The sequence below is a fragment of the Marinobacter sp. genome, assembly GCF_039977835.1.
In the GTDB taxonomy this organism is placed as follows: Bacteria; Pseudomonadota; Gammaproteobacteria; order Pseudomonadales; family Oleiphilaceae; genus Marinobacter.
Genome location: NZ_JBDWCL010000002.1, coordinates 1 through 10,702 on the forward strand (window position 1 = coordinate 1; position 10,702 = coordinate 10,702).

Annotated in this window: 7 protein-coding genes; 3 read left to right on the top strand and 4 right to left on the bottom strand. The window is 53.2% G+C overall.

Going from position 1 to position 10,702, the window contains the following annotated elements:
- Positions 1-1,199 precede the first annotated feature (1,199 nt).
- From ABJM11_RS00075 to ABJM11_RS00090, 4 genes are all read right to left on the bottom strand, one after another.
- Entirely contained in the window at positions 1,200-2,723 is a 1,524-nt protein-coding gene (locus ABJM11_RS00075; protein WP_348294422.1) for a YfjI family protein, read from the bottom strand.
- Positions 2,720-3,601: a toprim domain-containing protein gene (locus ABJM11_RS00080; protein WP_348294423.1), complete on the bottom strand. Its 882-nt coding sequence runs from the start codon at positions 3,599-3,601 to the stop codon at positions 2,720-2,722. The genes ABJM11_RS00075 and ABJM11_RS00080 overlap by 4 nt, the downstream gene beginning before the upstream one ends.
- A complete protein-coding gene (locus ABJM11_RS00085; RefSeq protein WP_348294425.1) occupies positions 3,601-3,819 on the bottom strand; it encodes an AlpA family transcriptional regulator in 219 nt (72 codons plus the stop codon). Before ABJM11_RS00085 ends, ABJM11_RS00080 begins: the two co-directional genes overlap by 1 nt.
- Positions 3,820-3,901: 82 nt before the next feature.
- Positions 3,902-4,321, bottom strand: coding sequence for a hypothetical protein (locus ABJM11_RS00090; RefSeq protein ID WP_348294426.1), 420 nt, complete (start codon positions 4,319-4,321; stop codon positions 3,902-3,904).
- A gap of 284 nt (positions 4,322-4,605) precedes the next feature.
- Here ABJM11_RS00090 and hsdR point away from each other — a divergent pair, with 284 nt between their 5' ends.
- From hsdR to ABJM11_RS00105, 3 genes are read left to right on the top strand one after another with little or no spacing between them, the layout of a single operon-like run.
- The gene (gene hsdR, locus ABJM11_RS00095; RefSeq protein ID WP_348294428.1) at positions 4,606-8,124 is read left to right on the top strand and encodes a type I restriction-modification system endonuclease; all 3,519 of its coding nucleotides are present in this window, start codon (positions 4,606-4,608) and stop codon (positions 8,122-8,124) included.
- A gap of 53 nt (positions 8,125-8,177) precedes the next feature.
- The gene (locus tag ABJM11_RS00100) at positions 8,178-9,812 is read left to right on the top strand and encodes an N-6 DNA methylase (protein WP_348294429.1); all 1,635 of its coding nucleotides are present in this window, start codon (positions 8,178-8,180) and stop codon (positions 9,810-9,812) included.
- Complete coding sequence (locus ABJM11_RS00105) at positions 9,809-10,603, top strand: restriction endonuclease subunit S (RefSeq protein WP_348294431.1); 795 nt, start codon at positions 9,809-9,811, stop codon at positions 10,601-10,603. Before ABJM11_RS00100 ends, ABJM11_RS00105 begins: the two co-directional genes overlap by 4 nt.
- Positions 10,604-10,702: the final 99 nt, after the last annotated feature.

The following is a 10,702-nucleotide window of genomic DNA, read 5'->3' on the forward strand; positions in this document are numbered from 1 at the left end:
GGCGGCCGCCCTCGACCTCCTTCAGGATCTTGACGATCTGTGACTCGCTGTACCGTGATTTCTTCATGCTGTTCTCCGTTTGCCTCATTGTAGGCCGGAGAACTCTAATTACGCATGCACCGATTTTAGGGGATGGTTACATCTGTATCTGATCTTCGCGCTGACTCTGATAGGCAATACGCCTGCAGTGACGGCAGAGTAGTGGATTTGGGCCGTATAGAATTGCAACCCTTCTGCCGCATTGTTCCGCTGGACATAAAAACCATGGACGTCTACCACCAAAATTACAGTTCGACCAAACTACCTCAATCAACTGTATTGGGCGTAACGCCGCTATTTTTTCATGGGAGGTGTACTGGACCTCCAGAAAATTTGATCGAGCCTTTATCGAGAGCACGCCTACTTTTTGGCGATATCGATACTTGTGGAGGTTGTATGCCTCCCCCGGGCCCAGGAGCTGTTCCCGCTGAAGCTTTCGAACATCAAGGCTGATGAATTCTTCGGGGAAAGGTTTAGTCATCAAAGCAGGCTTCCTTCCGCTGAATATTCCGCCCATGAATCGCTCCTTTTTTTCGAAATCAATAGCAAACTTTTGGGTTATCGAGTGTTCTTGGGTAGGAAGAACTGGCACATTCGGTCATCTTTTCCCCATAACCCTGCAGGAGGCTCTGGCTGACGAGCATGGCAATGACCCAGGTTCGGGTGCGCAATCCGTTTGAAGTATCTGCAATCCTCGCAGCACACATTGTCAGGCCGGGGTATTGGCCTTCCAGAGCATCGATTCCAACACCAAGGGCAGCCTGAGACATTACCGTCAAACCACAGCCAGATCGGGCCACAGTGCCTGCATGATGCAGTTTCGTTAAAGTGGTTGGGGCGTTTACCCCGGTTTATCTCAACTCTTTCTACTAAAGTTTCGGTGAACGCTTTCAGAGCTTCATCACCGATTCCACCCTCTTGCCAACTCTCCTTATCCGCAGTGGTAATCGAAGCAACAATCTCACGGAGCGTGACAGTTGGGTCCTCGCAGGCATGCGCAAGGGCTTGCTCCAGCTGAGCGGTCTCGTCTGATCGCGCGCGCGCATTATTCGCAGTATTCGCATAATTACCCGGATTGGCCGGGTTTTGGTCATTGTGCGAATTCTGCGGGCTGAAGCAGGCGTTCGGAGATGAAGTGGCTCCTAGTATCTCCCGCCAACTCATTGCCATGTCTCCACAATCTCTGGTCGTACGCAGATCAAGGGTGACGGCGGACGGCCAGGGCCTTCATTTGGAATCCTGACAACTTTGATGTAACCGCGCTCTTCCAAAATATCGATTGCAGGTTGAAGATTTTTAACGCGTTGAAAAGTACCTTTAAGAGCCTCAAAAGCATTGCGCAGAGTGAATCGCTCGTTGCGGGTTCGGCATATCCAATCCCAAACGACCTTTGCTTCTCCTGTGTCTGAGTCGGCCCCCATTAGGTCCAGAGCTGCAAGGCTATGTTGGGTAATGGTGGCCATAATGCTCAGCGCTGAATCCATGGTCTCTTTTGGTATTTCAGTCGACCAAGGGGTGCCATGAGCATGTCTGATTGCATGCAGAACGCCCGCAAGACGTAATGCTGCTCCCGGTGATTTGCCTGCCCAATCAGTGAAGTTCCCTAATTTTCCTCCAGGACGCATCTGCCCTTCGATATGAAGGGCAAAAGCATGATGCTCTTCTGCAGCGGCACTGCTCAAACGCAGGGTATGGGGAATATTTGCGCCTTCAGAACTTTCTTCTGGCTGCCAGTTGAGCATTGCGTAAATGCCTGCCGCATAATTTTCGGTCAGGTACTTTGGGACAGGGTTCGGGGTCAACTTTCGGTAACCGATTAATGATGGGGGCAAAAGGTAAAGAAATCTGCCCAATAGTCCCCGCCCTCTGAAGCCGGGTTTTGAAGATAGACCTCGCAGGACATCCGGTTGGGGGCTAAGTCCAATCGTTAGCAGCGGATTCTTCAGAAAAACTGCCGGCCGACTTCCTCGGTCAACCCGGTCAGCGTCACCACTGTGCGCTTTCAGCACCAGATCAAGATTGGGAATCCCATTCGAGTAGCGGCCATTTAATAGCTCAAATATGCCACCTTCAGAAGATAACCAGGCCATGCATTCATTTTGCTCGGCAAGCAAGGCGCCCAGCCGTTCGGGCGTCACGTCGGCCGTCCAGATCTGCGGAGGTTTGGGTACGTCCGGAAGATTAGCTTCAATATCCGCTACTTCTTGAGCAAATTCACGCGCCCGGCTTTCCCCCTTTTCTTTAGCCGACTTAGCACGTAATTCTTTCGCTCGAGCCTCCATAGTCATGCGCTCGCTACTGACTCGATTAATCTCAGCATTCAAAGCGGAGGCTTGGTTCTGCTCCCAACTCACGAGTGGTGCAGTTGCCGCGGCCTGCACTGCGCTTTTTCGATTTCCAGGAGGAAGGGCCGCGACGATCCATAGGTTACAGGGTTCGGAGTGCCCCTCATTTAACTCAACGCGTAACGATCGAGCTGCCGTGCTGGAGCAAGTCGCCAGGATCATGCCAACGGCAAGTTCTGGTGAGGTCTCGGTTTCGGCTGCGAGCGCATGGGCGTACTCCCCCGCCCAACCCGGCAGAAGGCTAGGGTCAAGCCCAGGCAGACTAGGTGCGCTTAATGGAATTAGGTCTGGCCAATGATCAATCTCAGGTGGTTTTGCATTTATCAATTCAACAGTCATAGCTGCACCCTCTTGAACAGAGCGAGATCGTTAAAGTCGGTGAGGTGATCAGGTGCGGCTTCTGGCCACTCAGGAAGTGCGAGCAGTGCATCGGATGCAATTGCGGCAGCCTTAGCTTTCGTCGCTCCGGGATTAGATGGAGTAAGGCGGTCATCGTCGCCAGCAATGATTAATCGGGCATTAGGAAAGCGCCTTCTAATGCCCAAGGCTACGGGCGCTAAATTTCCAGCGTCGATTGCTGCGATAACGCACAATTCAGGCGAATTCTCAGCGAGAGAGCACCCTGTGGCCCACCCTTCACAGATCACAATATTCATGAGATCAGAGAAACAGCCAGCGATGGGTATGAAACATCCACGCTTCCGTCCCTGCGCCAGCAAGCGTTTCGAACCATCAGTGCTAATGAACTGCAGGCTTGTTAACGACCGTGAAAAATCAGTGACTGGAAGCACCAGCGTGCCACGGTAAATCTTTCCGGTGTGGGAGGAGATCCCCTTAGCTAACAGGTATGGAAAGGTGGGTTGAGCGGCTGATGCCGCTGTCCATATGCTTTTGGCTAACAAGGCGGCCTTGAGCTGTAGTTTTCGTTTTTCGTCACGCGCTGCCGCCCTCTCTTTCCGTGCAGTTTCTATGAACGTCTTACGCTGATGTGGAGAGAGCGTTGACTGTGAGCAAGCCGCCCATGTCTCTTCCAAACCGGACGACCAATCTCCGAAGCTTCCGAAACGGCCGTCTTCAGATAGCCGACACCATCCAGCTCGATTGCTCCGAGCTTTGCCCAAGCCAGGGAAGCGGTATATGCGACCAGTTCTGATGCGAGATGGAGGGGTTAGTCCAGTAGTTCTGATTGCATCGAGGAAAGGGATGAAGTCGATCATTATTTGCCTCCCCCGTTCTTGCGCGTTTCTAGCCTCTCTCTCTGATCGACCGCTTCATTAAGCCAATGGTCGATCTCATCTTCGATCCAACCAACGGTTCGGCCGCCGAGTGCAATTGGCTTCGGGAATATGCCTTGGGATATTCTCAAGTAAATGGTGCTTCTCGACAGACCCGTGCGGCTTTTGACAGAGGGTAGCCGGAGGATTCTTTTGGTCATTTTCAGACTCCTTTGACGTGTTTAGGATCACGTTGAGGAGCCTGGCAGAGGCAAATGCAGCTAACGGTTAGGCTGCGGGAGTTTATCTGGAAGTGGTAAGTCCCTTCTCTGAAGCAATTGATTCAATTGTTCGAGGGCTGACTTCGAAATGAGACGCTGCATCGGAAATGATAGCTTTTTTGTTATCTGAATCAGCGTAGTTGCGTCGTATCAAAAATGTTTCCACTTCCTCGCTATCGACCTTCCTTGATCGCTTCCGTGGGAGTTTTCCACGTTCAGAACTGATGAATTTCTCAACATCAATAGCGGCATAATCGCCGGCACCACCACGGATGTAGTGAAAAAGCTTCTTAAAGGCCGTGTCTAAATTTCTGATGGCATTAAAGTGTTCGATCGGGATCGCTTGGAAGTTAGAGCAACTATTCGAGGGGAGGTCGTCTCTGAGGCCCATACCGGCGATCATCTGCATTCTGCCTGCGCGGTATAGTTTGAGAAGTTCCATCGTCCTCTCATGCCCGAGATGATCTGTGTCTCGAAGAGCACTCAGAACCTCGTCAGCTAGGATCTTTGGGTACCGTCGCTTTCTTTGCCAATTCGCTTCGTCAGCGTCTTCAGTCATAGCGCACCACACATCAGAATCCGTTGGATCTCTTTGGATTATATAGGCTCTTGCAGTACATTGGAGCCTAACGAATTCCTTTGAACTGGGTTTTGCAATTTCCCGGTGTGGACAATCTTTGGGGAATGAGCGTGCCGGTCACGGATCAATCAGGGATGTCGAGATGTATGAATAGGGCCGCGACAACGAATTTTGCTTTTCTGGAAGAGCACGACTCTCTGTTCGTAGAGCTGGCGGCCTCCGCCGAGCGTATTTTTGCAAGCGACCCGAACACCACGCTTATCAAGCTTCGCCAACTTGGTGAGGCTCTAGCCCAGCATCTAGCCGCGTTGTCCGGCATTGAATTCGACGAGCAAACCAGCCAATCCGATCTTCTTTACCGTCTAAACAAAGAGCTGCGCCTAGAACCTCAGGTAAAAGAGCTTTTTCATACCCTGCGAATTGAGGGCAACAAGGCCACTCACCAATTCCGCACACGCCACAAAGAAGCAATGGATGGCCTTAAGCTGGCGCGAGAATTGGCCATCTGGTTCCACCGATCCTTTGGTAAAGCCGGCGCAAGCTTCAAGCCGGGTCCCTTTATTCCGCCGCCCGATCCCAGTGCTGAATTGCGGCAACTCCATGGAGATATCGAAAAACTCCGCCACGAGCTTCAGCAGGCAAACATGGAGTTGGACAGCAGCCAGCAATTGAGCCAGCTGATCGAAAAGGAAAAGGCGGAATACGAAGCACTGGCTCTGGAAATGGATAAAGAGTCTCGCGCCCTGACCGAACAGGCGCAGGCCCATGAGCAAATCCTTGAGCAGCAGCAAAAAGACTCCGAGAAGAAAATAAAAGCGCTGCAAGATCAGCTCAGCCAGCAGGGCGAAGACTCGGTCAAAGAACAGCGCCAAGAGGTAGCCAAGCAAACCAAGGCGGCAAGTGACACCCTGGTTTTAAATGAAGAGCTCACCCGCATTCTTATTGATCAGCAGCTCGTTGAGGCAGGCTGGGAGGCGGACAGCCAGGAACTTACCTATCAGCAGGGCGCAAGGCCGGAAAAAGGCACCTACCGCGCTATTGCGGAATGGCCCACCAATCACAACGGTGAGAAAGGCCGTGCTGATTACCTACTCTTCGCCGGGTTAACGCCCATCGCGGTGGTCGAAGCCAAGAAAGAAAACACTAACGTCGCAGGCAAAATCGGACAGGCCGAACGTTACAGCAAAGGCTTGAAGGTAGAGCAGCCGATTATTGGTGCGTGGGAACTAAACGGCAGGACCATTGCCTGGCCTGCGGATGAGGAAGGCCACTACATGGTGCCTTTCGTCTACTCCTGCAATGGCCGCCCCTATATCCCGCAGCTTGCTGAGCAATCAGGTACCTGGTTTCGAGACGTTCGCGACAGCAGTAACACCCGTCGAGCTTTACCAAGCTTCCATACCCCCGGTGGTTTGCTGGACCTTCTGGAGCGCGACAAGGAAAACGCTGAAAAACTGCTGAAAGACGAGCCTTTTGGTTACCTCAAACTCAGGGATTATCAGCAGAGCGCGATCAAAGCGACAGAAACTGCGTTGGCGCAGGGTATCCGATCGGCCTTGTTAGCAATGGCTACCGGTACCGGTAAGACCCGAACCATCATCGGGTTGATGTACCGGTTCCTGAAGACGGAACGGTTCCGGCGGATTCTGTTCCTGGTAGATCGAACCGCGCTGGGCCAGCAGGCCATCGATGCGTTCAACGAAGCGCCGTTGGAACAAAGCCATACCCTGAGCAAGATCTACAGTGTGGCCGAGCTCGGGGACATGGCAGCCGAGGCAGAAACCCGGGTACAGGTCGCCACGGTTCAGGCCATGGTGAAACGCATCTTCATGAGCGACGAGCCACCGCCCATTGATCAGTTCGACTGCATCATTATCGACGAAGCTCACCGGGGTTATACCCTCGATCAGGAAATGACCGAGGGCGAACTGGCAACCCGTGACACCAGTCAGTACATCTCCAGCTACCGCCGGGTTCTGGACTATTTTGATGCGGTAAAGATAGGCCTGACGGCAACACCAGCCAAGCACACCAGCGAAATCTTCGGCAAACCCGTTTATACCTATTCCTATCGGGAAGCGGTCGCGGACGACTGGCTCATCGACCATGAACCGCCCATCCGTTACGAAACCCTGCTGACCCAGAACGGCATCCAGTTTGAGAAAGGTAAGCCCGTCGAAGTTATCAACACTAAAACTGGCGAGGTCGACACCACCGAGCTGGAAGACGAGCTGAACTTTGAGGTAGATACCTTCAACCGCCGAGTCATCAACGAAAACTTCAACCGCGTGATCTGCGAACAACTGGTGCAGGAACTGGACCCCTTCGGCGATGAAAAGACCATGATCTTCTGCGCGACGGATCTGCACGCCGACATGGTGAAACGGTTACTGGATGATGCGTTCAAGGAACTCTACAACGGCGAGTATAACGAAGCGGCCGTCGCCAAAATCACCGGCCAAAGCGATAAAGTGGGGCAGCTTATCCGGCGCTACAAAAATGAGCGTTACCCAAGCATTGCCATTACCGTAGACTTACTGACCACCGGCATCGACGTTCCTCCAATCTGCAATTTGGTCTTCATGCGCCGTGTACGCTCTCGGATTTTGTACGAGCAAATGATTGGCCGCGCGACCCGGCGTTGCGACGAGATTGGCAAGACCGTTTTTCGCATCTATGACCCCGTGGACATCTACGCCGCGCTGCAGGATGTGAATACCATGAAGCCCCTGGTGCGGGACCCAAACATCACCCTCGAGCAACTGGTTGATGAATTAACGGACGAGCGCCAGCTTGAAACCGCCCTCAATAGCCCCGGTGAACAAGAAGGTGAAAGCCAGGCCGACGCCGTGCTCAGCCAGCTCAGCCAAAAACTGATGCGGGTGTTACGCAAGGCGGACAAAAAAGCCGAAACAAAGCCGGAGCTCAAACAGAAACTTGATGAGCTGCATCAAACCTGGGGCGTGGAGCCAAAGTCCTTGCACCAGCATCTTCGTAAACTGGGGCCTCGCCAGGCATCTGAGTTTATTCGGGAGCATGGCGGCCTGATGGATCAGTTAGCCGAAGTGAAAGCACTGGCAGGCAGTGAGTACATGCCTCTGATCTCGGACCACGAGGATGAAATCCGGGAGCGCAACCAAAGCTACGGACTTCATGATAAGCCTGAGGACTATCTGGACAGCTTCAACCAATTCGTCCGCGAACAGATGAACCAGTCAGTGGCACTGTCTGTGGTGGTTAACAAGCCCCGCAACCTCACACGCGAGCAGTTACGGGAAGTGAAGCTGCTGCTGGACAACAACGGCTATTCCGAGGCGAAGCTGCAAAGCGCCGTGCGCAATCAGACCAATAAAGACATTGCTGCCAGTATTATTGGCCATATCCGGCGCGCCGCATTGGGCGAACCTTTGAAGCCGTTTGAGCAACGTGTGGCAGAAGCCATGGACCGGATTCATACCCAACATAACTGGACACCGGCCCAGCGTAAGTGGCTGGATCGGCTGGCCAAGCAGCTAACACATGAAGTGATTATCGACCGTGAAACCGTCAACCAGCTGCCGGCATTTCAAGGCGGTGCTAAGCAGCTGGACAAAGTGCTCGGCGATCAGTTAGATACGGTGCTAGAAGAGCTGGGCGACGCAATGTGGCCGCGCGAAAGCGCCTAAAAAAGATTACTGAGATAAGCGAATTTTCAGCCTTGCCCCCTACAGGAAAAAGCATGACTAATAACGACATCGTCCAAAAACTCTGGAATCTCTGTGACGTCTTGCGGGACGACGGCATCAACTACTCGGATTACGTTACCGAACTGGTGCTGCTGCTGTTCATCAAGATGGTGCACGAGAACACCGAGGCCGGCACGCTCAAGAAACACCCACTGCCCGAGGGTTGCCGCTGGACGGATCTGAACACCAAATCTGGCATCAACCTGCTGAACGACTACAAGCGTATCCTGCTGAGCCTCTCCACCGGCAAGGACGGCGACGGTAACACTGTGCATGATGACCCGCTGATCAGCGCCGTCTACGCCGACGCCCAAACGCGTCTGCGCGAACCCCGTCATCTGGAGCAGATGATCAAGGCGCTGGACCAGATCGACTGGTTCAATGCCCAGCAGGACGGCTTGGGCGACCTTTACGAGGGGCTGCTTGAGAAGAACGCCAACGAGACAAAATCCGGCGCCGGCCAGTATTTCACTCCCCGCGCTCTGATCAACACCATGGTCGCTTGCCTCAAGCCGGAGCAGGGGGAGCTTGTTCAGGATCCGGCTGCCGGTACTGGCGGATTTTTGATCGCCGCCGATCAGTACATTAAGAAGCAGACCGACGATCTGTTTGATCTAAATGCGCAGCAACAAAGTTTTCAGCGCAACAAGGCCTTTGTCGGCATTGAGTTGGTGCCCGGTACTCGCCGTTTGGCGCTGATGAATTGCCTGCTGCACGGCATGGAAGGGGACGAGGAAGGGGTGGTTCACCTGGGGAACGCTCTGGGACAGACCGGTGCTAGTTTGCCGAGGGCCGATGTGATCCTGGCTAATCCGCCATTTGGTACTTCCAAGGGCGGCGACGCTAGCATCACTCGCGATGACCTGACCTACAAAACCAGCAACAAGCAGCTGGCGTTTTTGCAGCATATCTACCGCAACCTCAGACCCGGTGGCCGCGCCGCCGTGGTGCTGCCAGACAACGTACTTTTTGAGGCCGGCGTAGGCACCGATGTGCGCCGGGATCTGATGCACAAGTGCAACCTGCACACCATCCTGCGCCTGCCCACGGGTATCTTCTACGCCCAGGGCGTGAAGACCAACGTGCTGTTTTTCACCAAGGGCAGCCCGACTAACAAACAGCAGGAGGAAAACTGCACCCAAAACGTCTGGGTCTACGACCTGCGTACTAACGTGCCCAGCTTTGGTAAACGCACGCCTTTCGGCGCTCAGCACCTGAAGCCCTTTGAAACCGTCTACGGCGACAACCCTAACGGGCAAAGCCCCCGCAAGGAAGGCGAATGGAGCTTTCATTCGGAAGACATCGAACTGCCGGAAGAAACGAAAGAAACCGACGAAAACCAGGGCGTGGATGAGCGCATGGTGCACAGTCGCTGGCGCTGTTTTTCACGGGAATGGATTGCCGAGAACAAAGGCGACTCGCTGGATATTTCATGGCTGAAAGATAGCGACAGCGTGGATGCCGCCAACTTGCCGGAGCCGAGTGTTTTGGCCGGAGATGCCATGAGTGAGCTGGTGCAGGCATTGGGGGAGCTGGATTCGCTAATGCGAGAGCTAGGTGCTGAAGAGGAGGCTGATGGGCAGCGGGTGCTTCTGAACGAACTTTTGCTGGATGGTTCTCCGAAATGAATGAAGCTTCTTTTCCGAAAGAGTGGGTTAAATGCACAATTGGCGATGCGTGTGCTCTAAACCCGAAAGAGAAACTTCCGGATGACTTAGATGTTGGTTTTATGCCGATGGCCGGCGTTCCAACCAATCATTTTGGCGCCTGTGATTTTGAAAAGCGTTCATGGGAAAAGGTAAGAAAGGGGTTTACGCAGTTTAAGAATGGAGATGTCATCTTTGCCAAGATCACGCCCTGCTTCGAAAACAGCAAGGCGGCGATAATTCGAGATTTTCCGAGTGGATGGGGAGCTGGTAGCACAGAGTATTATGTTCTGAGGCCATATGGCGACTTGGTTCGGCCAGAGATGCTCTTCGCACTCATTAAGAGCAGAGAGTTTCTGGTTAACGGTGCAGTGAACATGTCTGGTTCGGTGGGCCACAAAAGGGTGCCCAAAGTCTTCGTTTCCGGATACGAATTACCTCTTCCTCCACTCGCCGAACAAAAAGTCATCGCCGACAAACTCGACACCCTGCTGGCCCAGGTGGAAAACACCAAAGCCCGCCTCGAACGAATCCCGCAAATCCTCAAACGCTTCCGCCAGTCCGTGCTGGCTGCGGCGGTGAGTGGGCGGTTGACGGAGGAGTGGCGCCCAGAAAAGAAAAATCTCTCCGAAATAGCTAAGTTTCAGAATGGCTATGCTTTCAAAAGCTCCTGGTTTTCGAAACAAGGCACTTATCAAGTTATTAAACTTGGAAATATTCGTGATGGGAGGCTAGTGTCCCGTCTGGGTAATCCATTTATTTATTATCAATGACACTCAGCTTTGCTCGCGCCACTGAAGTCATAATCGATTCTGCGCTCTTGTGCCAGCGGAATGGCTTCGCCAGCTTCTCATTATGAGTTTGGATAAAGC

Excerpts from the sequence above, each read along its gene's own strand:
- ABJM11_RS00075 (WP_348294422.1), bottom strand. The coding sequence starts at position 2,723 with ATGACTGTTGAATTGATAAATGCAAAACCACCTGAGATTGATCATTGG.
- ABJM11_RS00080 (WP_348294423.1), bottom strand. The coding sequence starts at position 3,601 with ATGATCGACTTCATCCCTTTCCTCGATGCAATCAGAACTACTGGACTA.
- ABJM11_RS00085 (WP_348294425.1), bottom strand. The coding sequence starts at position 3,819 with ATGACCAAAAGAATCCTCCGGCTACCCTCTGTCAAAAGCCGCACGGGT.
- ABJM11_RS00090 (WP_348294426.1), bottom strand. The coding sequence starts at position 4,321 with ATGGAACTTCTCAAACTATACCGCGCAGGCAGAATGCAGATGATCGCC.
- hsdR (WP_348294428.1), top strand. The coding sequence starts at position 4,606 with ATGAATAGGGCCGCGACAACGAATTTTGCTTTTCTGGAAGAGCACGAC.
- ABJM11_RS00100 (WP_348294429.1), top strand. The coding sequence starts at position 8,178 with ATGACTAATAACGACATCGTCCAAAAACTCTGGAATCTCTGTGACGTC.
- ABJM11_RS00105 (WP_348294431.1), top strand. The coding sequence starts at position 9,809 with ATGAATGAAGCTTCTTTTCCGAAAGAGTGGGTTAAATGCACAATTGGC.